The 24,718-nt window shown below is 53.9% G+C and carries 26 protein-coding genes, 2 tRNA genes and 1 pseudogene; 11 read left to right on the forward strand and 18 right to left on the reverse strand.

All coding sequences use genetic code 11. The features are described from left to right. Positions 1-308: 308 nt before the first annotated feature. Both BT119_RS24965 and BT119_RS24970 read left to right on the forward strand, forming a co-directional pair. The gene (locus BT119_RS24965; RefSeq protein WP_046720152.1) at positions 309-650 is read left to right on the forward strand and encodes a DUF5713 family protein; all 342 of its coding nucleotides are present in this window, start codon (positions 309-311) and stop codon (positions 648-650) included. 99 nt (positions 651-749) lie between these two features. Continuing rightward, entirely contained in the window at positions 750-1,364 is a 615-nt protein-coding gene (locus tag BT119_RS24970; RefSeq protein WP_046720151.1) for a histidine phosphatase family protein, read from the forward strand. 232 nt (positions 1,365-1,596) lie between these two features. Here BT119_RS24970 and BT119_RS24975 read toward each other — a convergent pair whose 3' ends face one another. Then, positions 1,597-2,163, reverse strand: a complete 567-nt coding sequence (locus BT119_RS24975; RefSeq protein WP_046720150.1) for a nucleotidyltransferase family protein — start codon at positions 2,161-2,163, stop codon at positions 1,597-1,599. A 205-nt stretch (positions 2,164-2,368) separates the two neighbouring features. Beyond that, positions 2,369-2,491: a hypothetical protein gene (locus tag BT119_RS24980; protein ID WP_256573029.1), complete on the reverse strand. Its 123-nt coding sequence runs from the start codon at positions 2,489-2,491 to the stop codon at positions 2,369-2,371. Positions 2,492-3,098: 607 nt separating this feature from the next. Here BT119_RS24980 and BT119_RS24985 point away from each other — a divergent pair. The 5 genes from BT119_RS24985 (at position 3,099) to BT119_RS27085 (ending at position 7,938) form a co-directional block, all read left to right on the forward strand. Beyond that, a complete protein-coding gene (locus BT119_RS24985; protein ID WP_046720149.1) occupies positions 3,099-4,277 on the forward strand; it encodes a dsDNA nuclease domain-containing protein in 1,179 nt (392 codons plus the stop codon). After that, complete coding sequence (locus tag BT119_RS24990; protein WP_046720148.1) at positions 4,274-4,753, forward strand: hypothetical protein; 480 nt, start codon at positions 4,274-4,276, stop codon at positions 4,751-4,753. The genes BT119_RS24985 and BT119_RS24990 overlap by 4 nt, the downstream gene beginning before the upstream one ends. After that, positions 4,750-6,510 carry an AAA family ATPase gene (locus tag BT119_RS24995; protein WP_046720147.1) on the forward strand — a complete coding sequence of 587 codons (1,761 nt, stop codon included), beginning with the start codon at positions 4,750-4,752 and terminating at the stop codon, positions 6,508-6,510. Before BT119_RS24990 ends, BT119_RS24995 begins: the two co-directional genes overlap by 4 nt. Before the next feature lie 180 nt (positions 6,511-6,690). Then, positions 6,691-7,269: a hypothetical protein gene (locus tag BT119_RS25000; RefSeq protein ID WP_139271379.1), complete on the forward strand. Its 579-nt coding sequence runs from the start codon at positions 6,691-6,693 to the stop codon at positions 7,267-7,269. Between the two features lie 120 nt (positions 7,270-7,389). Next, positions 7,390-7,938: a hypothetical protein gene (locus BT119_RS27085; protein WP_139271380.1), complete on the forward strand. Its 549-nt coding sequence runs from the start codon at positions 7,390-7,392 to the stop codon at positions 7,936-7,938. Positions 7,939-7,949: 11 nt separating this feature from the next. On the opposite strand, the gene BT119_RS25010 is transcribed toward BT119_RS27085, so the two are convergent. The 4 genes from BT119_RS25010 to BT119_RS25030 form a co-directional block, all read right to left on the reverse strand. Continuing rightward, on the reverse strand, positions 7,950-8,249 hold the full coding sequence (locus BT119_RS25010) for a hypothetical protein (RefSeq protein WP_046720145.1): 300 nt from the start codon (positions 8,247-8,249) through the stop codon (positions 7,950-7,952). Further along, positions 8,246-9,226 carry an integrase domain-containing protein gene (locus BT119_RS25015; RefSeq protein ID WP_046720144.1) on the reverse strand — a complete coding sequence of 327 codons (981 nt, stop codon included), beginning with the start codon at positions 9,224-9,226 and terminating at the stop codon, positions 8,246-8,248. The genes BT119_RS25010 and BT119_RS25015 overlap by 4 nt, the downstream gene beginning before the upstream one ends. Positions 9,227-10,128: 902 nt before the next feature. Next, the gene (locus BT119_RS25025) at positions 10,129-11,457 is read right to left on the reverse strand and encodes a tyrosine-type recombinase/integrase (RefSeq protein ID WP_046720143.1); all 1,329 of its coding nucleotides are present in this window, start codon (positions 11,455-11,457) and stop codon (positions 10,129-10,131) included. Positions 11,458-11,621: 164 nt separating this feature from the next. After that, positions 11,622-11,697, reverse strand: a tRNA-Thr gene (locus BT119_RS25030). A 77-nt stretch (positions 11,698-11,774) separates the two neighbouring features. Between BT119_RS25030 and BT119_RS26420 the strand changes: the two genes are divergently transcribed. From BT119_RS26420 to BT119_RS25045, 3 genes are all read left to right on the forward strand, one after another. Next, positions 11,775-12,014 (forward strand): hypothetical protein, encoded by a 240-nt coding sequence (locus tag BT119_RS26420; RefSeq protein WP_371857189.1) that lies wholly within the window; start codon positions 11,775-11,777, stop codon positions 12,012-12,014. A 442-nt stretch (positions 12,015-12,456) separates the two neighbouring features. Further along, complete coding sequence (locus BT119_RS25040) at positions 12,457-13,473, forward strand: J domain-containing protein (RefSeq protein ID WP_003434746.1); 1,017 nt, start codon at positions 12,457-12,459, stop codon at positions 13,471-13,473. Positions 13,474-13,903: 430 nt separating this feature from the next. After that, positions 13,904-14,230, forward strand: coding sequence for a DUF6124 family protein (locus BT119_RS25045; RefSeq protein WP_003434742.1), 327 nt, complete (start codon positions 13,904-13,906; stop codon positions 14,228-14,230). A 295-nt stretch (positions 14,231-14,525) separates the two neighbouring features. Here the strand turns inward: BT119_RS25045 and BT119_RS25050 are convergent, their stop codons facing one another. The 5 genes from BT119_RS25050 to BT119_RS25070 all read right to left on the reverse strand — a co-directional run bounded on the left by BT119_RS25050 (position 14,526) and on the right by BT119_RS25070 (position 18,798). Then, the gene (locus BT119_RS25050) at positions 14,526-15,797 is read right to left on the reverse strand and encodes a methyltransferase (RefSeq protein WP_046720142.1); all 1,272 of its coding nucleotides are present in this window, start codon (positions 15,795-15,797) and stop codon (positions 14,526-14,528) included. Between the two features lies 1 nt (position 15,798). Beyond that, the gene (locus BT119_RS25055) at positions 15,799-16,488 is read right to left on the reverse strand and encodes an ABC transporter permease (RefSeq protein WP_003372237.1); all 690 of its coding nucleotides are present in this window, start codon (positions 16,486-16,488) and stop codon (positions 15,799-15,801) included. Next, positions 16,485-17,180: an ABC transporter permease gene (locus BT119_RS25060; protein WP_003434735.1), complete on the reverse strand. Its 696-nt coding sequence runs from the start codon at positions 17,178-17,180 to the stop codon at positions 16,485-16,487. Before BT119_RS25060 ends, BT119_RS25055 begins: the two co-directional genes overlap by 4 nt. Before the next feature lie 66 nt (positions 17,181-17,246). Then, a complete protein-coding gene (locus BT119_RS25065; RefSeq protein ID WP_002555783.1) occupies positions 17,247-18,011 on the reverse strand; it encodes an ABC transporter substrate-binding protein in 765 nt (254 codons plus the stop codon). A 13-nt stretch (positions 18,012-18,024) separates the two neighbouring features. Continuing rightward, positions 18,025-18,798 carry an ABC transporter ATP-binding protein gene (locus tag BT119_RS25070; protein ID WP_003318317.1) on the reverse strand — a complete coding sequence of 258 codons (774 nt, stop codon included), beginning with the start codon at positions 18,796-18,798 and terminating at the stop codon, positions 18,025-18,027. A 525-nt stretch (positions 18,799-19,323) separates the two neighbouring features. On the opposite strand from BT119_RS25070, the gene gabP reads away from it, so the two are divergent. Beyond that, entirely contained in the window at positions 19,324-20,715 is a 1,392-nt protein-coding gene (gene gabP / locus BT119_RS25080) for a GABA permease (RefSeq protein WP_042931086.1), read from the forward strand. Between the two features lie 57 nt (positions 20,716-20,772). On the opposite strand, the gene BT119_RS25085 is transcribed toward gabP, so the two are convergent. The 7 genes and pseudogenes from BT119_RS25085 to BT119_RS25110 form a co-directional block, all read right to left on the reverse strand. After that, the gene (locus BT119_RS25085) at positions 20,773-21,258 is read right to left on the reverse strand and encodes a hypothetical protein (RefSeq protein ID WP_003342242.1); all 486 of its coding nucleotides are present in this window, start codon (positions 21,256-21,258) and stop codon (positions 20,773-20,775) included. A gap of 143 nt (positions 21,259-21,401) precedes the next feature. Then, positions 21,402-21,908: a methyl-accepting chemotaxis protein gene (locus tag BT119_RS27940; RefSeq protein ID WP_230081986.1), complete on the reverse strand. Its 507-nt coding sequence runs from the start codon at positions 21,906-21,908 to the stop codon at positions 21,402-21,404. A gap of 63 nt (positions 21,909-21,971) precedes the next feature. Continuing rightward, positions 21,972-22,748, reverse strand: a pseudogene (locus tag BT119_RS27945) (PAS domain-containing protein); the annotation flags it as partial. 311 nt (positions 22,749-23,059) lie between these two features. Then, on the reverse strand, positions 23,060-23,338 hold the full coding sequence (locus BT119_RS25095; protein ID WP_003318312.1) for a lipoprotein: 279 nt from the start codon (positions 23,336-23,338) through the stop codon (positions 23,060-23,062). Positions 23,339-23,517: 179 nt separating this feature from the next. Next, entirely contained in the window at positions 23,518-23,961 is a 444-nt protein-coding gene (locus BT119_RS25100; protein ID WP_003372222.1) for a helix-turn-helix domain-containing protein, read from the reverse strand. Further along, positions 23,958-24,275 (reverse strand): DUF4258 domain-containing protein, encoded by a 318-nt coding sequence (locus tag BT119_RS27390; RefSeq protein ID WP_058400059.1) that lies wholly within the window; start codon positions 24,273-24,275, stop codon positions 23,958-23,960. Before BT119_RS27390 ends, BT119_RS25100 begins: the two co-directional genes overlap by 4 nt. 361 nt (positions 24,276-24,636) lie before the next feature. Next, positions 24,637-24,712 (reverse strand) — tRNA-Phe (locus BT119_RS25110). Positions 24,713-24,718 lie beyond the last annotated feature (6 nt).

Here is a 24,718-nt window from a genome sequence, read left to right on the forward strand (position 1 = left end):
TGTTTAGAACCCAAGGCCGCAAAGTGAAACTTTCCTACATGGCTAGGAGGGGGTTACAAATACCTAACTCATACGAAGCGTGGTATTTGATGGATTTATTGGCTATGACCTGTCGTATGAGTTCTGCGGCCATAAAGATTTATGACGAGGAAATCTTGGTCAGAGTTTTAGCCGACGTCCGTAGGACCGCTTCAACTTTTTAGGTTGTCTGAGTTAATAAGATTGGACAACAATCCTTGTGATGCATCTCCGATTGTCACCTCAATTGGACTCACTGAGCGCTCACTGTACATCGACGAGGGATACCCATGCAGTTGACCAATGAAACCATGGCCAAACACACCTTCCCGAAAGGCATTTATCAGGACGAGTATTTCCCTGATGCCGTTGTGAAAATGTGCGAAGACGTGCTGGTCAACCTGTGTCGCGAAATCGAGCAGCAAAAGCCTTCTGACCTCGACGCGCTGTATGCCCTGACTCACAAAGCGACAGAGCAAATCAACGAGCTGGAGGAGGTGTTCGAAGAGAACGGCAGTGAGATCGAAACCGTCGCCCGCGAAACCATTGCTGAGGATTTCGTACGGATAGCAGACGCTTATGGTTTCACTGACGCGGACATTGAGGAGCTGATTGCGCCGCGTGAGTGGTAATCAACCGCCTGTATGCCCCCTGATGCTGACGGGTTTTGCCAGAAGGGGGCGTATGCTTGAATGCGCTCAGCCTCTGCCTCTTACGCGAGTCTCTGATTAATGAAGCAGGTCAGACTAATTCGTCACGGACAAAGCGCCGCCAACGCAGGCGAAGCCAGCGTGGATCACGCGACTATCCCTCTCACGTTGAAGGGGGTAGAGCAAGCGCAGTCAGTGGCCCGATCATTCACTCATGCGCCGGATTTGATTGTCGCCTCGCCGTTTTCTCGAGCGCAAGCAACCGCGATGGCGACCGTAGCGACCTATCCTGACACCCCGTTTGAAACCTGGCCTATTCAGGAATTCACCTACCTCGAACCCGCGCGGTGTGCCAACACGACCGTTGCCCAGAGAAAGGATTGGGTCGACGCCTATTGGGTCAGGTCAGACCCGGCGTTTACGGATGGCGCAGGCGCTGAGTCTTTTTCAGAATTTATAACCAGAGCAAAGACTTTCCTGGCCCGACTCGCAGAGCACCCCGCCCAGAACATCGCAGTGTTTTCGCATGGGCAATTCATCAATGCCGTCGCCTGGTTGATTGAGTGCTGGCCGCAGGACATTTGTGGGTGGACTATGGCTGATTGGCGTGAGTATGAAATCGCGAACCATGTGCTTAATGGTTGTGGATATGTGCTCTCCAGGCGCGCAGGCGATGCTGGATGGGGGTTAGGCTGATATCGCTGACACAGTCCTCGAGGCTTTTCAGAAGCAAAGTGTTATGACCTCGATGTTCGCATCGGATGAAGCACTTCATTGGTAATCTTGCGATGAGCTCCTCAGGAATCATAGCAAGGGCGCGCGGATGTGCTTTCACAAAACCGGTGCCGTTTGCAGCCCGTAGGGATAGGCAGCAATCGGCTCTCATCCCCAATAAATGCCTTCATCGGCATACTCCGCGCGTTCCGATTCAACCTTGAGGGTCTACGATCCTGAGCCATGGCCAGCGAGCTTGATAACTTTTCGCCTTCTGATAGAACAGATCTGGCTTGGGATTCTTTGGATTGATACGAAGTAGCCCTTGCTCGGTGTCGGCCAAGCCATTGGGAGCATAGACTTCGCCAGTTTCAACATCCCAACCTATGCAGGTACCGGCAATCAGGTAGCGATCAATCCCTTCTTTGGCCGACTGAAGCTGGGGGTAACTCCCGCCAAACCGCTGGCTGTACCACAGATGAACGCGAGCCTGATTTTTGATCTCAATGTTAACTTCTAGATCCTGAAAGAGACGTTGAACAGAGCCGATGACCTCATTCTCTGCCTCCCAAGACAGATCATTGTCGAAGTAAAAAACGTCGTAATCCTTTACCCCCCAGGCTGACGGCAAGTGAGACTGATGATTCCAGACGGCTTGGAACAGGCAGCCAGCAGTGAGCATGCATTGATTTAAGCCTAGTGAAGGTAAGCGTGAGATGAGTTCAGCGTTTAATGGATTGGCCATTGCTATCCTGGCCAGCCCTCCGACATTCAACGTCATTTTCGTCCCTCTGGAATCGATCTAGCCCTAGCGACCGACAATACACCATAGCCTTGTAAAGCTCTGCCAGTCGGGCCTAGCGGTCAGGGTGTCAAAGGTGACTTCAGAGGATCTACTGACTTAGAGATCTACCCTGTTTTCTAGCCGCCAGTATGAAGGATAGGGCTGTCGGGGTTTGCTGCCCATACCCGATACTTTTCCCAGCTCATGCCGAGGACTCGTGCAGTTCGATGCCCCCATCGTCGCGGCCTTCGTGCCAGTCTTCCACGAACCGGTGGATATCTTCTTCCACCGCATCGCCCTTTAGGTAGAGCTCAAGAAATCTCATTTCAGCCTCTTGGCTCGACGTCGCAGACAGTGTCTCAATCTGGATTTTCCAGACCAAAACGAAAAAACCCGCCAAAAGGCGGGTTTTTCGGAGATTTCAAAGGCTGTGAAAGCCACCTTTGAAACCTTGTATGGTGCGGCACCAGACGAACGGTAGCTAGGGGCGGAGCTAGGTTTTCTGCAGGACTGGAATTCGATGGAAAATTTGGCATACCCCAATCCGTAACCATAAATGAATCAGCTAGTTATGGACTTAAGCGGAATCGAACTCGGGAGATCCTTTTTGTGATTGGAGTCCTTGACTCCTATCTCGAACGAAGATTCACAAGCTCAGGGTATGCGCATGTTGTTGGGCCGGGTTGAACCCTTACGGTAGACAGGTGTAATGGCATAATGATAACTTTCAGCGCTACCGGTGAGCTAATCAGTAGGCGGTGCTTTGTGGCTGGAGCCGAAGAAGGTGCAGCTCATCTAGTAAAAGTTTCAGCTACTGGTCAGTATTATTGTTCGCATATCGGAGTCAACAAAAGATATGTAACTGGCCGATGGAATGTGCTAGCTAAAATTGAGAAAGATATTTCAGCTGAGAAGGGACTCGTAGATACTTCATGAATAGTACTGAAGATTTTTACTCAACAAAGCCCCGCGAACAAGTAGGTAGAGATACCTTCTTAAGGTATAGGGCTCAGATACGAGCTGCCGCGCTAGCCGCCTTAGAGATTTTGGAAGGCGGCGAAGTTGATAGAGTTTTTTGCGATTACCATGACGATTTCGTGATTGGAAAGAAGGTCTCTGGTAAGCAGCAATACGAGTTTTTTCAAGTTAAAACTCGCGCTAAAACCAGTAAGAATTGGACGCTTAACGAGGTATTTGGACTTAAAACCCAAAAAAATGCGAGCCACTCCGCAGAAAATGTGAAGGTTAGCTTCGCCGGAAAGTTATTGCAGCATACGGTAACTTTTCCGGACGTGTGTGCAAAAATTGTATTTATGACTAATGCTCACCTGGATGAAACTGTCGAGGCAATGTCTGTAAGCCTAGAGCGTAATGATGTTGCCAATAAATATTTGAGATTTATTGTCGATAATTTTAACGACTGCTTCGTGTTGACCGAGCCCAAACTTTCAGAGACCCAAATACTTGAAAAACTTTCTAAGCTTAGATTTGAGTCTGACGTTTCGTTTATAAAAGATAAAAACAATAGCTTCGAGTCCGATGCTCGGACTAAGATATACCAATTTAGTGAAATCGATCTGGAGTTTAATGAGGCAAGGCAGATACTAGTGAATCTGTTGGAGTTGATGTCGAAAAAAACTTCAGGGGTGATTTCTGTCTTTGATGAGGCTACTATTAATATTAAGGCAAGTGTTGATATAAATGACTTGCTTGATTTGTTAAGTATATCTAGAGAGGCGTATCATTCTCTGATTCAAGGAGGTGATGCTAGAGCAATTAAATCGGCGTCAGTAATCCAGCGTACGATGTTTGCTTCTGGAGCTAGCAACGAGGAGATTGAATATTCGTCGAGATGTAAAACTGAGTGGGATGTTTGGCTTCGAGATAATAGAAATAAGCTTTCCGATTTTGATCTCCTTTCTATAGCTTCGAAGGTTGACACGTTACTTGCCGATACACTTGATGGCACCAAATCTTTTAGGTTAGGTGCGCTGCATCCAAAACTGAAGCAATTGATGGTGGATCTGGATTGTCTGGGGTTGGCATACGACTTAACACCACCACTTTTGTTCGGTGGATTTATTTCTGCCCTGGTTAGGTGTAAATCATGAACTATGACGAATTCTTTGAGAGTGTAACCAGGCGCGAAATTTCAATTGTGGTTTTAGAAAAAGATGTTCAAAAAAACTACCAGTTAAGTAATGAGGCATTATTTCAGTTGCCTCTCATCTCAATGATCGTACTTCTATTGGCTAAGGACCGGCGTAAGCCAATTGTGACTGAAATTGGGCAGATGGTGGGAGAGTCCATCGAAGCCTCATTAGTCGGGTTCAAAGGGTCTTCCAATCATTTAGGTTGGTCTGCAATCTTAAGGATACGGACGGTAAAAGCCATTAGCTTTCTAGAACGATCCGGCATGATTGAAATCCGAAAAAGCGATAATAGAATGCTCGCTACAACCCTAGGACAAAAGGTCATTGATAGAGCTTTGTCTAATGATGATGATTTATCCTATAACCTTTCGTTGATTCAACGATCTTATAGAAATATCTGTGTGAATAAGCAGATGGACCTGGAGCTTGTATGAGGCTTATCAGACTTCAAATTTTCCCGAAGGGCGATAATGGATGGAGTTCAGAGTCGTTGGTATTTGGCCAAGATATCACTCAACTCTTCGGTCCTAATGGCTGTGGTAAATCACCGCTAATCAAGTCTATAGTTTTTTGTCTCGGCTATCCAAGTAAATTTCGAGATGACATTCTCGAGAACTGCCTGTGTGCTGAGTTGGAATTTGAAGTCAATAATGTTAATTATGTTGCTCGTCGTTATTTTAAACCGGGACTAGATGTTGTTCTAACCGATTTTGCAGGAGTTAAGCACGAGTTTTTAAATGAGCTCGACTACTCGAGATATCTTTTTGAGTTGTTAGGGTTTGATATACCTACATTGGTCTCTAGCGATGAAAAAAAGGCGGCGCAGGCGTACTTTTCTGCTTTGCTCCCTATCTATTATTTAGATCAAGAGGAAGGGTATCGTAAGTATTATAGCCCTAGCACTTCCTTTATAAAGGATCAGCTTTCGGAGTCGATTCGGATTGTTTTGGGCGTGGCGCCGAAGAACGCATTTGATGCGAAAAAGAAACTGATTGACGCTAAACGTGAACTCGAACAGCGCGATAAGCAAGTATATGCACTAAAAAAAGAATATGAATCAGCCAAAGATGTCTACGGATCTATAGATTCAGTAGGAATAGATGTGGAACTAAAGTCTTTGTACCAGAGACTTGAAGAGCTGAAAAGTGGTACGGCAGATAAAACTGCCTCCACAGACGCTATTGATGAACTCATTGGATCGAATAACGAAACTATCCGATCTTTAGATCGGGAGCTAGGGGATATCTCAAAGCGCGACCGTAGCTTTCAAAGAATTCATGCAGAGATTCAAACCGAAATCAATACATTGAGCCTGAATGAAGAAGCGAAAAGAGTTTTTTCTTCTTTTGAGGAAATATGCAACTCTCCAGGCTGTCAATTGTTTTCATTCAGCTCTGACTCCTATGGTAAGAATTTACTTTATTTAAAGGACCAGTTAAAGGATCTGGAGCGCAATGTTGAGATTGGGCGTGGGAGGGGTGAACAATTAAGTCTTCGTCGGGGTGAGTTGGTAGCTCAAACTCAAAGCCTTACTGAACGACGAAATTCCTTGGTTAATACTTCAGATATTAAAGCTCTGGTTGAAGCGATTACCCAAATTACATCAAGGATATTTGGTCTAGAGCAGGATAAAAAGTCTTTAGATTCGATCGAAGATATTTCGGATCGCTATGTTAAAGCTTTGTCCGCTCAAGATGAAGCTATTAATCGAAGGGAAGAACTAGAAAAAACTGGGCAAGGTAATCCTCTCATCATTAGATTTAGAAGTGTGCTGAGAGAGAATATGCTTAAGTGGATGGATATACTCGATACAAATAATGTTTCTAGCGATATAAAGTTTGAGGGGGATTTCGTGCCAATTTTAGGCAGCGAGAGATTAGCTCAGTTAGGTGGGAGTACTAGGCTCCGTGTGATTCTTGCTTATCATGCAGCGCTTCTTGAGTGTTTTGAGTTTTTTAAAAGAAAGAAAGTGTCGTTTATTATTTTTGATACTCCAAAACAACATGAGATGCATGGGGTCGATCTGGGGCGCTATGTTGATGCGCTTAAAGTATTTTCACGTGCGACAGGTGTTCAGATTATTATATCGGGAACTGAATATCATTATATTGGAGATGTTAGGGATAAAGATTGGGAGCCTAAATTTCCTGGGTCTAAGCAAAAGATGTTCTTGAAGCGAGGTCGATTGTAAGAGTATGGTTTTATGCGCTACGGGAGCGTGGGCTTTTGTGGATTTATGGCGTGTAATAGTCGCCTCAATAAATTTTATTGGTGATCGATGATAAGTTTAAAGTCTCCCGCTAGTTATAATGATCTTCTAGAGCAGTTGAATAAGATAACATTCTGCAGTAGTTTTATTTTTTTCGTGTTTATGAGTTTGTTTGGATATTTACCAGTTATAAAAATAAGCCCTGACTTGCTTCCTGCAACGGAAGACCAAGGTGTTTTATTGAAGTGGGTGGTTTCTTTTGGCCTGGTCCCAATCACATTGGCATCAATTGCTTTCCTGGCAAGTTTTTCCTTGGAAGCCCATAATATTTTAGCAAAAGTTCTGGGTCTAAGATTATATTGGGATCGCGCTATTACAAAAAAGGCATTGCGCTACTCTCAGGTAGAAAGAAAAGCCACGCGTGATTTAGTGAAAAGCTTCATGCGCGATATATATTACAAGGAGGTGGCTCTAATAAATCAGCACTATGTTCATTTGTTTTGGCGCTATACGTTGTCTTTTTGGGCAATATTCGAACATTTCTTTGTCGTATTGCTGACTATAGTGTACTTATTGATTTTTAATGATGACAAAGTTGATAGGGAGCTTTTTTTCTATCTGTTAGGCTTACTGCTACTTCTGTTTTTTCATCTGTTTTTTATTACGCTTAAAAAATCATATTCTCAGGTTGATCAAATAGATAAATTGAAGTTGTCTCAGTATTTTCGCGGGGTTAAATAGTGTATGAGATATTTGATTGAAGGTGAGATAATTAGATCGGAAAACGCTGCTAAATCGTACAAGCAGAAATCCAAATTCGTTAGCAACTACCTGAGAGCACGACCTAGCAGTCATAGAGTAATGGATTTTGGTTGTGGGAAACTTCGATATTCAGATGAAATTTTTTCGTTAAGTAAACAAGTCGTTTTCTTGGATTCTGATTTACAGCTTTCACGTAATCAGATGGTGAGAGGGGTATCTACTAGCGTAGCTGAATACGTATCAACGCACTACGCCCATGCGCAGGTTTTATCCTTTGAGAGTGCAGTGGCTCAAGGCGTTAATAGTTGTTTTGACTTTATAAATTGTTCAAATGTGCTATCCGCAATCCCTTGTGTTGACTATTTGCAGAGCGCATTATGTATTATTTACTCTGCTTTGCAGGGAGGAGGCGAAGCTCTTTTTGTTAATCAATTTAGGTGTTCGTCGTTTTCTAAATTTGAATCCGGGCGTCGTCATATGTATGGCTATATTTATAAAGGGCGCCTGGGTTACACTTATTATGGCGTCATGACGAACGATGTGGTTGTGGATCTTCTCGTGCCATTAGGTTTCGAAATTGTAAACGTTTGGTCGGAAGAGGACGTAGGCTTTGTGCTCGTGCGGCGGCCACATACAGTGATTGCATGATGGCTAGAGTTTTATTCGTTTTGTTTTATGATTTGGCCACGATGAACGAACCAAGACTTCCCGAGTCTTTTCGCTATTAACTGTGTGGTTAGCAAATAGTAATAATTAGTTTCTTCCGAACGTTCTTCTCTTGTAGCAGTTAGGAACCAAACTAGATGCTTTTTCTGCCAGCACCATGGGTTATCTTGCTGCCAGCGCTTAGTGATTGCGTCCTGAATTACCTTTGCTTGGCGAAGGTGACGCTGGCGCGTGGTATTTGAACCGGTCAACACGCCTATTAAGAACAGCTCGATGTCGAATGGCTTGCTCATGCTCGACCACCGATGTAAGCCGATACCACGTCAACACGGCCGTGCCCTAGCTCATAGCTGATTTGCATTCGGGCATCCTGATTTAGGTGTCGGTCGAGCTGATCATAATGGCCACCGTTAATGGGCGCGGGATGATGGGTGATTTGTTCATAGCGTTCGCATGCATAGGCTGTCCGCAACTCGTGGAAGCCTTTGAGGCTGTACTGATGGAGGATGTCCCGTGCAGGACGGACGATTCCTCGTTGGAAATCGAGGTAGCTTTCGTTCGGTGCAAGTAGGTTGCGGCTACCGTCGGGTGAGACATGGTGGGCGAATGCCAGTGCACCGCGGATATGATCGTTCACCGCGATCCAGCGAGGTGCTGACGTACCTGATCGGCCGCCTTTGGTGCCATCCTGGATGTTGATCTTGCCGTAGTGTTCGGCCTCACGTTTTAAACGCAGTAGGTCCGCCAAAATGGCCTCGCGTAAGCGCATGCCGGTGGCTCGCGCCAACTGTGCGATGGCCGCCGCGCGCGGCATTTGGTGTTCGCAGAGTGCGTCGACTATCCGCATTACCTGTTCGCGGTCCTGGCCTTGCGGGGCTGTTGTGCGGATGGAAGTGCACTGCATTCCTAAAGCCTTACTCGGACTCGGCACCTTCACAGACTGATCACCGCGAAGCGCGGCCATGGTTCGGTTTACGCTGGACAGCCGGTTTTGTGCAGTCGCGATGGCCAGGGAACCTTGTTCAACTTGGTTTCGGAGATAGCCGGCGTAATCCAGTAACGCCTGCCGATCAATTAGCCGCGCATCGTTAAACCCCGGCCCTTCCTCCGATCGACACCAGCGTACAAACGCTTGCCAGCGATCACTGTGTGCTTTGACCGTGCCGTAGTGTCCGCCGCCGAACAGATCTTTCAATGCTTGCGGTCCGGCATAACTCAGTTGCCGGCCATAGCCAAAATTTCGCCCGTCTCGTCTACCGACCAATTTCATGATCAAACTCCTCTCGAAGCCAACTCTTAAAACCTTCCCCACGTCATCCCGCCAAGAATGTTGAGTGTTATCAGGGATCAAGGCCCCTGCGACCTGTGAGGGTTGTCCACTAACGCGGGACTGACGGCTCCTTACGACCGGGCGCCTGGGCATCTCATGATCTGGCCTCCTGAACACTTCCGAAGAAGTGGGCGGGTGGAGGCTGCACCAGCTGACGAGACCGGTGACATGAGATCCTGAGTCGGGTGACGGCAGTGAAGCGATGACCGGGGCATGCCTGACTGTCAGTCAGGTGCAGTCCATTCCTTGGGCTGCGGCACCATCATCTGCATCGCTGTTGCTGGTGGCTTCGGTGTTTGTCACGCCGATTGTCACGAGAGGGAATGCCGCAAAGCCCCATGCGATCAGGGCTGCAGCAGCGGTAGGAGCGCCCGTCTCTTTCCAGAGAAAGAGACGGGCGCAGGTTGGCGCAGTGGAATGGCCAAGCGGATGAGTTGCTGCAGCGCAGCTAGGAAGGGGTATGAGTTGCCGCAGTGGGCACTCCGTAGAAGTAGGCATCCATCACATGACTGTGACTGTGCGAGCCGCCGGACGCTAATCGCACTTTGGGTGAACCACCACGCTGTGGCGTAGCCTTAAGGGTTCTGGCTACCTGGGGTGCTGTCAACGACAGCGCTTTTCCCGATCTTTTCTACGCCTGTGGATAATTTGGGGCAAGGCTCGATTTTTCGGGAATTCTTCGGCTGTGGATGAAATTATCCACCGGTGGAAATCTATGGTTTTCCACAGACAATTCGCGTGGGCTTTAGATTTTTCAAGTGAGGTCCATCCAAGCAGGGCGGCTTTGCAGCCCTGCTTGGATGGACCCGCGTGGAAGGGCGGACTGCGGTGATCTCACAGGCTTACCCACGTTTGGATGCGCCACGGCTATTTTGTAGGGCCGTGATGTTGTCGCCGACTGGGTGAGCGAATTCGTGTGGCGTCACATGCCCATGGCGGTTGGCATCAATGTAGTTGCTCCACCACGCCATGATCAGCCGGTGCTGCTCCAGAAATTCAGCTTTGTGGATATACGCGGCGCGCACACGGTTACGTTCCTTGTGGCTCATTTGTCTTTCGATGGCTGCGTCGGTCCATAACCCGGACTCAAGCAGGGCGCTACAGGCCATGGTCCTGAAGCCGTGGCCGCACACGTCCTTGCTGGTGTCATAGCCGACGTTGCGGAGCATGGTGTTCACCGTGTTCTCGGACATGGGCTTCCAGTACTTGTGGTCGCCCGGTAGCACCAACTCTGAAAAGCGACTGAGGCTGCGCAGGCGCTCCAGTATTTCGATGACCTGCGGCGATAGCGGAACCATTTGTATGTCGCCGTTCATCTTGGTCCCGCGTGTGGAGTTGCGTACCCCTTCAATCGGTGCGCGCGTATCTGGGATTTCCCACATGGCGCGTTGAAGGTCGAACTCACTCCATTGAGCGAAGCGTAGTTCGCTGGAGCGGACGAATACATGCAACGTCAACAGGACGGCAAGGCGCGTCAGCTCGCGACCGTTGTAGTTGTCGATGCGTTGTAGCAGTTCGGGTAGGCGGTTGAGGGATAGGGCGGGGCGATGGACTGTGCGCGGCGCGTGAATCGAGCCTGCCAGATCCAGTGCAGGATTCATGGTGATCTGCCGAGCCCTTTTGGCCCCGCGCATGATGGTGGATAAGTAGTTCTGTACCCGTAACGCCACATCCATGGTGCCGCGTTCCTTGATGCGCTGGGTGATCTCTAGCAGGTCATGGGTATCGAGTTCAGCGATGGGGCGTTGGCCGATCAGCGGGAAGACGTGGGTACGCAGTCGGCTCATCACGGTTTTTGCGTGTCCTTCGGTCCAGCGACGAGACATGTCGGCGTGCCACTCCAGAGCAACGGTTTCGAAAAGCAGTGCCGCCCGCTGGGCTACGATCTTGGCCTTCTTCTTTTCTTCCATTGGGTCGAGGTTGTCGAGCAGCAACGCCTTGGCTTCGTCTCGCTTACGTCGTGCGACGGAAAGGGTAACTATGGGGTAGTTGCCGATGATGAGCGTACCTTCCTTGCCTTTGGGCTTGGTGTACTTCAAGCGCCAGGTCTTCACGCCATTGGGTTTGACGAAAAGGTACATGCCACCACCGTCGAACAGTTTGTAGGCGCGCTCGCGGGTTTTGGCCGTGCGGCATTGCAGGTCGCTGAGAGGGATCGCTAGACGTGGCATAGGGGTACGCGCTCCTGACCGGAAAATCGCAGTACCCCTAACATACCCTCGGGGAAGGGGGATTTTGTTGGATCCCGACAGAGGGTCCTTGAACGAAAAAACCCGCCAAAGGGCGGGTTTTCGGGGCTTCCAGAGCATTCAGTAGAATGCAATGGAGCCTAATGTGGTGCCGGCACCAGGAGTCGAACCCGGGACCTACTGATTACAAGTCAGTTGCTCTACCAACTGAGCTATACCGGCGTAATGGGCTGCGAGTATATAGAGTCTGATGCGCTTGTAAAGCCTAGCTGTCTGATTCAGTTGAAAAAAATCGACCATTGGCGCTTCAGGTCGGATGTGGGCAGGTGGTGGTGCAGGACGTTTCTGTTGGTTTGGACGGATTGGTCTGTGTGGCAGGGCGGATGGCGTTGAATTCGGGCGTTGATTTTGCCGCTGGCGCACACGGCTTGTGCATCACGGAACGCTGGATTTTTCACCTGGCCTTGCAAACCGATATGTCTAGCCTTGATGGCTATCTGGCGCTCAAGAAGGCACTCATCCGACCCCGCCATTTTTGAGCAGTTGCGGGGCAGGAGGGCTTTGCATAGGCTTGTTCTCAACGGCCCAGGCTACTGAGTCAGCAGCACGGGTCGTTGGCTTTTCAGCCAGGCAGATAAAGGACTATCTGATGAGTGATGCAATGGATCGTAACCAGGTTTGGGGTGTTGTTTGCCGCAGGCTGGTCATTCGCTGAGGAGTTGTTGAAGGATATTTGTAGTTGCGTATGGCCTGTTGGGTCTTGCGCAAGGTGGGGCTGAGGATGGCTGTCTGAATCGCATGAATGTGCGTCTGGACGCTCACGAAGGCTTCATCGATGTTTCAAGAAATGCCCGGATCCTCTGGATTCGGGCATTTTCCTGTGCGCTGGTTGCTGTTGCGTCGGATTTGCACTGGAGCTACCGGCTTTTTGGCCGATACAGCTGTATCGAAAATGGCAGTCGGCCATGGACAGCAAGTGCAATGCAGAGAACGCCTACGCATTACGAGCTGCTGAGTGTCGCTCGCGATGCCTCTCCTGAGCAGATCAAGAAGGCTTATCGCAAGCTGGCGCAGAAGCTGCACCCTGACAGGAATCCAGATCCTTACGCCTCGGAGATGATGGGCGTCGTCAACGCGTCTCACGATGTGCTGGCTGACCCTTCGCGGCGTGCGGCTTATGATGCGCAGCTCGCTGCCAATGAGCACAAGGCGCGTATGGACGCTGCGCGCCGCAAGCAGGCGCATGCTGCGCGTGGGCAGGCGGTTCATGTGTATGCGGCCACTTCTGCAGCCACTGCTGCTGCGCCGTCTCAGGCGGCTCGCTCGGGGCCGGCGCCCAAGTCTTCTGCCTATGCTTCTGCATCCCCTTCCCGTGACAAGCGTCGTCGCAGTGCGTGGCGTTGGGCGCTGTTGTTTGTGGTGTTCTGCGCGGGTGGCGCGTGGATGGGCTACGACCCGGGTGCAGGCAAGTCGTTTGTGCCGTCCGAGCCTGCGCCGGTTGCGCAGACGTGGGTCAAGCCCGCGCCTGTCACGCCGGTCGAGGAACCTGTAGCGAGTCCGGCTAAGCCGGTGGATGCGGCGGCATCCGAATGTGGCGTGCCGGCGCTTGATCCGATGGGCGCGCCGTGGCCGGACAAGGCGGGCTATGTGAAGGACATGCCGGTGCTCAAGGACAACGGCTGGTCGCAGATCACTGTGGATAACTCGGCGGGCGAGTCGGCGGTGTATGCCAAGGTCACGGATGCGGTGGGGCGCAGGGCGTTTCGGCATGCGTTTGTGCCGGCCGGGGCGGTGTTTGTGTTCGCCAAGATGGACCCGGGGCTGTACCTGCTCAAGTACAAGATGATGAGCACGGGCTGTGCTTTTGCGTCGGGCAGGATTTTGCTGGAGGAGACGCCGATGGGCAGTCAGATCAAGTCCAGTGCCTACAAGCTGACGTTGCGCAAGCTGCAGAACCGCAGTGTGCCGTTTGCGCGGCTGAAGGATGATCAGTTTTAGTAGTGAGTCATGACAGGAATGCGGCGCTGCGTATTCAGTCTTCGCGAGCAAGCTCGCTCCCACGGGTTCTGCGCACGTGGGTTGAGATCATGTTTTGCAACGCTTTCAGGCCGGTTTTTGCAGGCACCGTCTCTTTCTTTTGAAGGACATTTCCGAGAGAATCCCCGACCGCTTGCGCCCCACCGTCTGGGCTTCTAATCTCCGCCCCGTCGCTGCCCATCAGCGATCGGGTTTAGTCGCCCGGATTTGAGTTAAGGCGTATCGCGTCGCTGTTTTGTTCAGGTCTTCTTCCTGCACTCTATGGCGGCTGTGCGTGAGGGCACCTTCGGGTGCGCCGGTCTTAGCTCCCGGTCGACTAACCTTCGCACAGCTGCCACCTCACTCGTTTAGTCGCGACCCAGTGGCAGTTCCATTGAGGAGAGAGCTAAGCATGGTCAAAGTAACCCCCGATCCGCCCAACAAACCGTCCAGCGCCGCACCGGTCTTCGACAAGGCTGTGGTCAAGCGCGCCATGGAGTGTTACCTGCCAATCTCCCGACCGGCCAAGGAACCCCACGACAGCAAGTTCGACTTCATCAGCCTGGAAGCCACCCTGGTGCACGCGCTGGATTTTCTGCGCTGCGCATCGGCCACCGCTCACGAACTCGGCGATGAACTGACCGGTTCGCAACGCGATCTGGCGTTCGCTTCCATGCACATGCTGGAAATGGCCAAGGTGATGGTCGAGCGCTCGCTGGAGTGTGTCGAAGAGGTCTGAAATCTTACGCCGGACAGCTCGTGCACAGGCGTCTGCGTGTGCACGATTGGGCCGCGCAAAACGCTTGCGCCAGAGCCTTTACCAAATCTTTATGCACAATTTGCTGATAAAGATTTGCGCAGTCGGGTAATTGTGTGCAGTCGGGTGCATTGAGCCGCAAGGCATTGTTTTTGCGGGTTACGGGAAGGATTGCGGAAAAAAATAAGGGGCTTCAGTAACTGGCGCGCCAAGCTTTAACGCACTCATCCACATTTTCATCAACAGACTTATCCACAGGCTGCTCAATCGATTTACGTCACGATTTTCGAGCCAGAATCAGCAGGTTGCGCGGTGTAATCCGGCTGTCACAGAAAGTGCCAACGCTCACGCTGTAACCCTGCTCACGCACATACATCGCTCTGTCCAGCACCAGCCACATCTCCAGCGGACGCCGAAACAGATCGCGGACCAGTTCCAGGTTGCGCACTTCGGCCAGTCTTTTCCAGCCAGCGGCCTCCAGCGCAGCCCAGTCCTGTTGACCCGGTGCAGGCAGATGCTTGAGTTTTGCCAGATGGTTGCAGTAGTCCGCGTAGGACGCATCCAGCCAGGACGTTGGCAGCGACGGTGTGGGCAAGTAGTCATCGATGCCGCGCAGGCGGCGCTGCAGCAGGTCGAAGCCCAGGCGACGGGCCATCGAGATGTCGCGTTGACGGCGTACGCGCGCGCCGGCTGTCACGGTTTCACTGAGTGGCAGACCCAGCTCGTCTCGCGACAGCTTCAGGCCGGACGCCTTGCCCTCGCTGGACAGCGCCTGATAAAGGTCGTGCCGGGTGCGGTTATAGCAGCACGGCGCAATCGCCATGTGCCGACAGCCCGTCTGGCTGGCCAGCTCCATCAACTGAATGTGCAGGTCGCCGCAGGCATGCAGCGCCACAGGCGTGTGTTCGGGTTGCAGGTAGCGCCACGTGTCGTCGGCCATGACATCCTGCTGCACATGCCTGGCGTCGATGCCTTGCCGCGTACTCAGGGCCAGGCCTGTTTCGATCAGCGCCGGGTCGTGCTCCAGACAGGTCAGACGCTGGCCGTGCCCGGTCAGGCGGCGCCCCAGATGGCCTTTGCCAGCGCACCAGTCCAGCCAGTGAGTTGTGCTGTCACGCATGTCCAGATGGCTGGCGAAGGCTTCGATCTGCTGCCACTTGCGCCCCGGCACATCGACGCTCATGCGCGGCTCGACCGGCTGCAGCGCATGCACGGGCAGTTCGGCGACGTGGCTCAGTGCGACGGCTTCGGCGGCCAGTTGCTTGAACGGGAAGGGCGCGTCGAGGTGTTCCGGGTGATTGTGCGCGGCCTCGGCCTGTTCCAGCGTGCGTTGCCGCAGCCAGTGCGCGAGGTCAGGGTATTTGTCTTCCCATGGCAGGGTCAGGTGCGTGAACGGCTTGGGTCGCCACAAGGCCTGATGCGCGAACAGGAAGCTGTCCAGCGCACCAAAGTGGCTGCTGAGGTGTTCATCCTGCAAGCGAGGTTCAGAGGGCATGGTGGCGGCCTCGTGTGGCAAGGTGCTGACTGGATCGACGCCAGCACCTTTCATATCAGCGACCCTGGCTTGCGTCTACACGCAATAGTTTTTCCAGCAGCCGGAAGCCCTGCACCAGCACGAAGGTCATGACCAGGTAGAACATGCCGGCGGCGAAGAAGATTTCCACCGGCAGGTAGGTGCGGGCGATGATCGTGCGCGCCATGCCGGTCAGTTCCAGCAGGGTGACGGTGCTGGCCAGCGCACTGGCCTTGAGCATCAGGATCACTTCGTTGCTGTAGGCCGGCAGGCCGATGCGTGCTGCGCGTGGCAGGACGATGTAGAACAGCGCCTTCCATTTCGACATGCCCAGCGCCCGTGCCGCTTCTATTTCACCTGGCGGCACCGCCTGCATGGCGCCACGCAGGATTTCGGCGATGTAGGCGGCGGTGTGCAGGGTCATGGTCACCACGGCACACCAGAACGGGTCGCGCAGGTACGGCCACAACGCACTCTGGCGCACCGACTCGAACTGCGCCAGCCCGTAATAGACCAGAAACAGTTGCACCAGCAGCGGCGTGCCGCGGAAGAAAAAGATGTAGGCGTAGGGCAGGGCGCGCACCGGCCAGTGACGCGATGCACGGGCAATGCCCATCGGGATGGCGAGGATCAGCCCGGCGATGACGGCAATCGCCACCAGCTCCAGGGTCAAGGTTGCGCCCTGTGCCAGGCGGGGCAGCCACTTGATGATGACTTCCCAGTTCATGACGCGCTCCTCAGAAAGCCGCGACTGGCGCGCTTCTCAAGGAAGTACATGCCGGCCATGGCCAGCACGGTCAGGCCCAGGTACATGAAGGCTGCGACCATATAGAAGGTGAACGCTTGCTTGGTGAAGCCCACGGCGATCTGCGCGTGGCGCATGATTTCTTCCAGGCCGATCACCGAGACCAGCGCGGTGTCTTTCATCAGAATCATGAACAGGTTGCCCAGGCCGGGCAGGGCGATGCGCCACATCTGCGGCAGGACCAGTTTGAAGAGGATGCGCGAGCGTGACATGCCCAGCGCCAGCCCGGCTTCACGATGGCCTTTGGGGATGGCCAGAATCGCGCCGCGAAACACTTCGGTCGCGTAGGCACCGAAGCAAATGCCCAGGGCGATGACCCCGGCAGCAAAGGCGCTCAGGGCCAGGTCAGGAATGTCGAACAGGTTGCCCAGAGCGCGCATGCCGTTGACGGTGCCGAAGTAAATCAGCAACACCCAAAGCAGTTCGGGAATGCCGCGTACCAGGGTCGAGTAGGTACTGCCCAGCCATTGCAGCGGCTTGTAGGGCGAGGTCTTGGCCAAGGCGCCGAGCAGTCCGAGTATCAGCCCCAGGCACAGGGCCGAGAGTGCAAGCTGGACCGTCATCAGCGCGCCAGCCGCAAGGGCCGGGCCGAATCCGTGGAGATCAATGTTCATGGGCAGGCTTTGTCAGGGCCGGTCGCCGCGCTTCGACAGGAAGCGACGGCGACGCGGTCAGGTGAATCAGAGGATGCTGAAAGGGAAATACTTGTCGTTGATCTTCTTGTAGGTGCCGTCAGCGATGATTTCTTTCAGGGCCGCGTTCAAGCGCTCGCGCAGGGCGTCGTCACCCTTGCGCACGGCGATGCCGATCTTGTCGTCTTCAACGACAGGCTCGCCCTTGAACTCGAAGTTCTGACCCGCTTCGCTTTTCAGCCACTCGAAGCTGACGTATTTGTCGGCCAGCATGGCGTCGACGCGACCGGAGGACAGGTCGAGGAAGGCGTTTTCCTGAGTGTCATAGAGCTTGGCGTCCATGATCCCGAGCTTGTCTTCCAGCCAAGTGGCGGCCAGTGTCGAGCGCTGTGCACCCACTGACTTGCCGGCAAGGCTTTCTTTGGCTTTTTCAGTGCTCGATACGTCGATCGAGGAGGTTTTCGGCGCGATGAACTGCAGCTTGTTCGAGTAATACGGGTTGGTGAAATCGACCACCTGCTTGCGTTCTTCGGTGATCGACAGCGACGAGATCAGGAAGTCGAACTTGTTGGCCATCAACGCCGGGATGATGCCGTCCCAGTCTGACGTCACCGCTTCGCACTCGACCTTCATCCTGGCGCACAGGGCCTGGCCGATTTCATAGTCGAAGCCCACCACCTGGCCACTCGCGTCCTTGTTGTTGAACGGCGGGTAGGCACCTTCGATGCCCATTTTCATTGTTTCAGCAAAGGCACTGCCGCTGAAGGCAAGGGTGGCCGCTGCGATCAGCAAGATCTTTTTGTACGACTGCATGGGTGTTGCTCCGTTAGCGGTGACTCGACATGAATTGTTTGCACCTTGCCGACAGCGGGTTTTCGAACACTTGCTGCGGTGTGCCCTGTTCTTCGACCATTCCCTGATGCAAAAACACCACTTCACTTGATACCTGACGTGCAAAATTCATTTCGTGGGTCACCAGCAGCATGGTCCGGCCTTCTTCAGCCAGTGCGCGGATGACGCCGAGTACTTCCTGAACCATCTCCGGGTCGAGGGCCGAGGTCGGCTCGTCGAACAGGATAACCTTTGGTTGCATGGCCAGCGTACGCGCAATGGCGGCGCGTTGCTGCTGTCCGCCGGAAAGTTGCGCGGGGTAGGCATGGCGCTTGTCGGCGATACCGACCTTGGCCAGCAACTCTTCAGCCACCGCAATGGCCTCGGCCTTGCTCTGACCGAGCACGCGACGCGGGGCTTCGATGATGTTATCGAGCACGCTCATGTGCGGCCACAGGTTGAAATTCTGGAACACGAAGCCGATCTGGCTGCGCAAGCGATTGATCTGCCGGTTATCGGCGGCAATCAGGTCGCCGTTGCGCGCGGCCTTGAGCTTCAATTCTTCGCCGGCCACCAGAATCTGGCCCTGATGCGGGTTTTCCAGCAGGTTGATGCAGCGCAGCAACGTGGACTTGCCGGAACCGGAGGAGCCGAGGATCGATATGACGTCGCCGTCGCGAGCCGTCAGCGAGATGCCTTTGAGCACCTCAAGCTGATCGTAGCGCTTGTGCAGGTTGCGGATTTCCAGGGCGGGCGTGGCCTCGGCCATGTGGGGTCCTCATTGAAGTGTGCGCGCTGGCTGCCAGCGAACGCCAAGCTAGCACAGCGTTTAAAGGACAACCATCGACGTCTGGCGTCCAGCGTGGAGGCGCTCGACGGGTTGTCTCATCCGGGCAGCGGACGGTCGCAAGAAGGCAAGCATGATGCCCTGTAAAACAGGGGCGTGCGCGAAAAAGGCGCGATGTTGCCAGCTTTGGCCTGGTGTTGGAAGTAGCATTTGCTGAGCGGCGGTCTGATTTCTGCACCATGTTTGCGCTTGGAAGAAGGTTTGGGGCATTTTTGGTGCGTGCATATAGACGAATCTGAGGCGTTTGGTAACAAATCCTACAGACAGCTAAGAAAAGCCATCGTCTTGCATGCTTCAAGGGTCAAGCCACAGGCCTCGTATTCTCTAAGCGACGTCGTTTTCGAAATATTTTGGCGCAATTCTTGCGTCAAATATAAAGAACGGCACCGTAGGTTTCTTTTTACGTAACGCTCCGGTGTGCCTCGCTCGTCTTGCACAGGTGGTTTTATGAGCAGTACCGCTAACTCTTCCGAGCTCGAACAAGGGCTGAAACCTCGACACATTACGATGCTGTCGATTGCTGGCGTGATTGGCGCCGGTTTGTTCGTCGGCTCCGGCCACGCGATTGCCGAAGCCGGCCCTGCCGTGCTGCTGGCGTATGCCGCTGCGGGTACGCTGGTGGTGCTGGTGATGCGCATGCTGGCCGAAATGGCCGTTGCCTCGCCTGACACCGGTTCGTTTTCAACCTATGCCGACCGCGCTATCGGTCACTGGGCCGGTTTCACTATCGGCTGGTTGTACTGGTGGTTCTGGGTGCTGGTGATTCCACTGGAGGCCAACGCTGCTGCAACCATCCTGCACGCCTGGTTCCCCAACATCGCGATCTGGATGTTCACGCTGGTCATCACGCTGGTGTTGACGGCGACCAACCTGTTCAGCGTGAAGAACTACGGTGAATTCGAGTTCTGGTTCGCGCTGATCAAGGTCGTGGCGATCATCGCGTTCGTGGTGCTGGGTGTTGCGGCGATCTTCGGCCTCCTGCCCACCAGCAACGTCAGCGGTGTCAGCCACCTGTTCGACACCGGCGGCTTCCTGCCCAACGGTATGGGCGCAGTGCTGGCAGCGATGCTGACCACCATGTTCTCGTTCATGGGCACCGAGATCGTGACCATCGCAGCAGCCGAGTCCAAGAATCCTGGCAAGCAGATCACCAAGGCCACCAACTCGGTGATCTGGCGGATCTTCCTGTTCTATCTGGTTTCGATCTTCATCGTGGTGTCGCTGGTGCCGTGGAACGACCCGCGCCTGGCCGAGGTGGGTTCGTATCAGACCGTGCTCGATGCAATGGGCATTCCGAACGCCAAGCTGATTGTTGACCTGGTGGTATTGGTTGCTGTGACCAGCTGCCTGAACTCGGCCCTGTACACCGCTTCGCGCATGCTGTTCTCGCTGGGCAAGCGCGGCGATGCGCCTGCCGTGTCGAAGCGCACCAGCAAGGGCGGTACGCCTCACTGGGCGGTGCTCATGTCGACTGCGGCGGCTTTCCTGACCGTGTTCGCCAACTACATCGCGCCTGCGGCCGTATTCGATTTCCTGCTCGCCAGCTCCGGTGCCATCGCATTGCTGGTGTATCTGGTGATCGCGGTGTCGCAGCTGCGTATGCGCCAGAAGCGCATTGCTGCAGGCGAGGCCATCGACTTCAAGATGTGGCTGTTCCCATGGCTGACCTGGGCTGTGATCGCGTTCATCGTCGCGGTGCTGACCATCATGCTGCTGCAGGAAGAGCATCGCCTCGAAATCATCGCCACCGGCGTACTCAGCCTGTTGGTGATCGGCGCTGGCCTGATCGTATCGCGTCGCCGCAAGGCCGGTCGCGTGGGCGCTGCTGCGCTGGGTTGATCGCGCCCCTTAGCGGATGATGCTCGTGCCAATGTCATGCATTGGTACGAGCTTGCATTAGCGTGCGGCTCTGGTGTCTCTCTTCATCAGCAGGTCGGACGCCAGCGTGTAATCCTTCTGGAAGGCAGGGCTTTCGATCCACTCGATTGCACTGTCTTCGTCCTCATCGTGGTACATCGCGCGGTACACGATAAGCAGGCCCATCATAAAGTCCGTGGCCGGGTCCTCGTCCTCTTCGGAAATCACCAGTGCCAGCACCGGGTATTGCAGGAAGACGACGCACAGCGCGAGCTGGCTGATGGCCTCCGCTTGCTTCATGGCCGTGAACAGGTCGTCGTAGTCAGCCGGGTCAAAACCGTTCTCGACAATGTCGCTGAAGTCGAAGGTATTGAGGTCGAGTTCGACGTCATCGAACGGCTGGTTGACCAGTGCCGAGGCAAACACCGGATGAACCAGGCTGGTTGCAGCCTTGCCCGAGCGGTTCTGCTTGGCCTTGATCTTTGCGCGCTTGGCACGTTTTTGCTGCTTGTCTGGCGAGGCCATGAGCGGTCCTTTGGCTGGCGTGAGGTGCAATGGCCGCTATTGAAGCGCAGACGAGCCCGATAACCAAGGTTTGTGCAGTAATTGGTGGGCGATAAAAAACCCGCAGCGCGCGGGTTTTTGATTTGCGGGGTGTTACCGACGCGTCACCGTTTGCCCGGCTTTGCGAACGCTTCGGCTTCATCCATGCGGTTGGCGAACATGCTGACGGCTTCGACCGCATCGCTTGCGCCATCGCGGATCTGCACGATGACCTGCCCGGCCTGGTCTGCCAGTATCACACCGCGAATGGCTCCTTCCTGAGTCGCGCCCATGCTTGCCACGGCTTCGCGTGTTTCGGCGAGGATCTTGCCAATCATTTCGGCAATCTCGGTGGTCGAGCCGCTGGTACGTCCCGCCAGTTGCCTGACTTCGTCGGCCACCACGGCAAACCCGCGGCCCTGGTCACCCGCCCGAGCCGCCTCGATGGCTGCGTTGAGCGCCAACAGGTTGGTCTGATCGGCAATGCCGCGAATGGTGTTGACGATGGCGGTGATCTGCTCGGAGCGATCACCCAGCTGACTCACCAGCTTCGCTGATGCACCGATGTTTTCGGAGATCTGGCGCATCTCCCGCGCCGTGTCCTGAATGACCAGGGTTCCCTGTTCGGCCACTTTCTCGGTTTCTGCCGAGATATGGTAAGCGCGCGATGCACCGTGTGCGTCCGCTTCCTGTTTTTCAACGCGGTGGGTGATGTCGCTGGCGAACTTGACGATTTTGTAGAGCTTGCCGTCGACATCAAAAACCGGGTTGTACGTCGCTTCCAGCCAGACAACCCGACCCTGTTTGCCGATGCGTTTGAACTGGTCGCCGATGAACTCGCCGTGGTTCAGCTTGCGCCAGAACTCGGCGTACTCCGGGCTGTTGACCAGTGCCGGCTCGCAGAAGGTTCGGTGGTGTTTACCCTTGATCTCGTTCAGCGCATAGCCCATGACGTTCAGGAAGTTGTTGTTGGCCGTAATCACATTGCCGTTGGGCTCGAATTCGCAGATAGCCATCGCGCGGTCTACCGCTGCCAGCTTGCTGTTGGTTTCGTTCTCCAGCATCACGCGTGCGGTGACATCCAAGGCGTACTTGACCACCTTGACGACGTTGCCCTGCGCATCAACGACCGGGTTGTAGCTGGCTTCAAGCCAGACGCTGTGACCGTTCTTGCCAACGCGTTTGAAGGTGCCGGAGATAAATTTCCCGGCCTTCAGGGATGCCCAGAGGTCAGCATACTCGCGGCTGCGGAGCATCTCCGGTTCGCAGAAGTCGCGATGCGTCTTGCTTGCCAGCTCTTCGGCGCGATAGCCCATCGCCGCAAGGAAGTTATCGTTGGCCCGGAGGATCTTGCCATCGAGGCTCAGCTCGACCACCGCCATCGACTTTTCCAGCGCGCTTGTCAGTCCGTTGAGTCCATCTACCTGGGCCTTCATGGCCGTCAGCTCAGCTTTGTTCTTATTTCCGAACATAACGTGCCCCTCGGTGTGTTTGCGGACCTACTGTGATGAGGCTATCGACTCGAAAGGCTGCAGCATGAATGCGCATTGCAACAATTGAAAAAATAAATCAAGTATTTTTTGGCGCCAGAGAAACGCGCGGAGCTGATTTGTCGACAAAAGCATGCGGCAATGAGTGCGGGGCTGGCGCGCAGAGGGTCTGCTCGCCAAATTCCGGACAAAGAAAAGCCCGCGATGGGGGAGCGGGCTTAAGGATTCACACTTGGGAGCAGCTCTACAATGACGCGGCCGCTGTGAAAACTTTGTGAAGAGTTTTCACTGTTTTACTTTTTTTCAGGCTGAATGGTGTTGGTCACTTCGGAGGTCGGCACGAAGGTCTTCGACTCTTCGGCAGCCGCTTCCTTGGACTCGGCTTTATCCTTGGCCGCTTCGGTGTTCTCTTTGGCCGCTTCGTTCACTTTGTCCTGAGCAGACTCCATCTTCTCCTGGGATTTCTCCTGATGCGCCTGAGCGTCCTGTGCCTTCTGTTCGGATTTGCTGTCGCAGGCAGCCAGACCCAGAGTGGCGGCGAGGATGAGGGCGGAGGCAGTTAACTTGAGCACGGAATTTTCCTTGTGGAAGCAAATGTATGGCTTCGAGGGTGGGCGGGGAAAATTAGTTCAATGGGATGGGGTGGCAGGGCTCTGGATGGCTGGTATGAGTAGCAGAAGGCTGTTGTGATCTTCTGAAGTGTTACCTTGAACGGCACCTTTACATGCCGCCAGACTAATCACCCTGTGAGTCAAGCGACTTTCAGCTCGGACTCTTTCCACTGTGTTCCGTCCAATTCGAACGCGGCTCCTTCGTGGGGTTGTGCATTTCGTTCGAAGATGATCGGACCAAAATTGGCGTGGATATAGGCCGCGTAAAAAGCCCTCATGGCAACGTCAGCTGGTCCCGGTATTTCTTGAGATTCGCGCTTTTCCCAGTTGGCAATGGTCTGCACATCGACCCGGAAAATGGCTGCAGCCTCCTCCTGAATGAGATCCTGCTCCTTTCTCAAAAAGCGAAACTGACGCCCGGTCATTGGCGTTTTCTGGCCAATGATATCCACAGCTATCGCTCGATGAAGTCCGTCGATATCTTCGATCTTCACACCCTCGCCGTATGGCGTTTCGAGGATCGTATAACCATTTTTCAAGAAGATGCCGTCCAGTCCACTGCCTTTATATTTGTACATTTTCATACCTCCCACACCGTAATTGCGAAAAGCTCGTCAGGCTCAGGACTTGGATTGACGGCTACTACCATGCAGACAACATCTCTCGGCGCGAGCTCGCTCATCCGGAACTCGAAGTTGCCATGCTTCTCGCTGTACGTAGGCCCTCGGATGATTGCTCCTCGACGCAGGCATCTCAGGGCCTCCGTGGCGGTTATGCCGCGCTCATAGAGGCGCTCCAGGCAATGCTCGCGAAAAACGACTTTGGAGGAGTCTCTTGCCAGGACATGAACAAGATCCTCAAGTTGCTGCTTGCTCCACAAGGGCTGCCTGTTTTTCATGCTGCCTATAATCCTTATAGGTGACACCATAGTAGGGTGTCGTCCTTGCGTCGTAAATAATGATTATTTTCCGCTTGAGGCGTCGCGCTTGGAGCCTTTGGAATTAGCGGGTTTTGGTTTGCCGAGGCTTGGCTACCTTGTCACGCGCCGCGAAATGCGGGCAAGCGAATAAGCCGGATGGCGGCCGACGTGCGGCGCAGGAAGAGGCGACACGTGCAGTAGTCTGATTCTACTGGTCTCTTCTGCGCGCGCAGGGTGCAGACACGTCTGTCATTCAAAAAAACCAGACAACAAAAAGCCCGCACGAGGCGGGCTTCTTGTGTGCTTTCAGGTGTGCTTGGCATCACCTGAAAACGGAAGGTGGTGCCCAGAGACGGAATCGAACCGCCGACACGGGGATTTTCAATCCCCTGCTCTACCGACTGAGCTATCTGGGCAACGGG

It is taken from the genome of Pseudomonas sp. NFACC10-1, from assembly GCF_900119195.1.
GTDB classification, from domain to species: Bacteria; Pseudomonadota; Gammaproteobacteria; order Pseudomonadales; family Pseudomonadaceae; genus Aquipseudomonas; species Aquipseudomonas cerasi.

Bases quoted from the DNA above. Each gene is read 5' to 3' on its own strand.
- gabP (WP_042931086.1), top strand. From the start codon at position 19,324: ATGAGCAGTACCGCTAACTCTTCCGAGCTCGAACAAGGGCTGAAACCT.
- BT119_RS25065 (WP_002555783.1), bottom strand. From the start codon at position 18,011: ATGCAGTCGTACAAAAAGATCTTGCTGATCGCAGCGGCCACCCTTGCC.
- BT119_RS25055 (WP_003372237.1), bottom strand. From the start codon at position 16,488: ATGAACTGGGAAGTCATCATCAAGTGGCTGCCCCGCCTGGCACAGGGC.
- BT119_RS25025 (WP_046720143.1), bottom strand. From the start codon at position 11,457: ATGCCACGTCTAGCGATCCCTCTCAGCGACCTGCAATGCCGCACGGCC.
- BT119_RS25070 (WP_003318317.1), bottom strand. From the start codon at position 18,798: ATGGCCGAGGCCACGCCCGCCCTGGAAATCCGCAACCTGCACAAGCGC.
- BT119_RS25040 (WP_003434746.1), top strand. From the start codon at position 12,457: ATGCAGAGAACGCCTACGCATTACGAGCTGCTGAGTGTCGCTCGCGAT.
- BT119_RS27390 (WP_058400059.1), bottom strand. From the start codon at position 24,275: ATGAAAAACAGGCAGCCCTTGTGGAGCAAGCAGCAACTTGAGGATCTT.
- BT119_RS25100 (WP_003372222.1), bottom strand. From the start codon at position 23,961: ATGAAAATGTACAAATATAAAGGCAGTGGACTGGACGGCATCTTCTTG.
- BT119_RS24990 (WP_046720148.1), top strand. From the start codon at position 4,274: ATGAACTATGACGAATTCTTTGAGAGTGTAACCAGGCGCGAAATTTCA.
- BT119_RS27085 (WP_139271380.1), top strand. From the start codon at position 7,390: ATGGATTTTGGTTGTGGGAAACTTCGATATTCAGATGAAATTTTTTCG.
- BT119_RS25000 (WP_139271379.1), top strand. From the start codon at position 6,691: ATGAGTTTGTTTGGATATTTACCAGTTATAAAAATAAGCCCTGACTTG.
- BT119_RS25010 (WP_046720145.1), bottom strand. From the start codon at position 8,249: ATGAGCAAGCCATTCGACATCGAGCTGTTCTTAATAGGCGTGTTGACC.
- BT119_RS25060 (WP_003434735.1), bottom strand. From the start codon at position 17,180: ATGAACATTGATCTCCACGGATTCGGCCCGGCCCTTGCGGCTGGCGCG.
- BT119_RS25085 (WP_003342242.1), bottom strand. From the start codon at position 21,258: ATGGCCTCGCCAGACAAGCAGCAAAAACGTGCCAAGCGCGCAAAGATC.
- BT119_RS25045 (WP_003434742.1), top strand. From the start codon at position 13,904: ATGGTCAAAGTAACCCCCGATCCGCCCAACAAACCGTCCAGCGCCGCA.
- BT119_RS24965 (WP_046720152.1), top strand. From the start codon at position 309: ATGCAGTTGACCAATGAAACCATGGCCAAACACACCTTCCCGAAAGGC.
- BT119_RS24970 (WP_046720151.1), top strand. From the start codon at position 750: ATGAAGCAGGTCAGACTAATTCGTCACGGACAAAGCGCCGCCAACGCA.
- BT119_RS25050 (WP_046720142.1), bottom strand. From the start codon at position 15,797: ATGAAAGGTGCTGGCGTCGATCCAGTCAGCACCTTGCCACACGAGGCC.
- BT119_RS25015 (WP_046720144.1), bottom strand. From the start codon at position 9,226: ATGAAATTGGTCGGTAGACGAGACGGGCGAAATTTTGGCTATGGCCGG.
- BT119_RS24975 (WP_046720150.1), bottom strand. From the start codon at position 2,163: ATGACGTTGAATGTCGGAGGGCTGGCCAGGATAGCAATGGCCAATCCA.
- BT119_RS24980 (WP_256573029.1), bottom strand. From the start codon at position 2,491: ATGAGATTTCTTGAGCTCTACCTAAAGGGCGATGCGGTGGAAGAAGAT.
- BT119_RS24995 (WP_046720147.1), top strand. From the start codon at position 4,750: ATGAGGCTTATCAGACTTCAAATTTTCCCGAAGGGCGATAATGGATGG.
- BT119_RS24985 (WP_046720149.1), top strand. From the start codon at position 3,099: ATGAATAGTACTGAAGATTTTTACTCAACAAAGCCCCGCGAACAAGTA.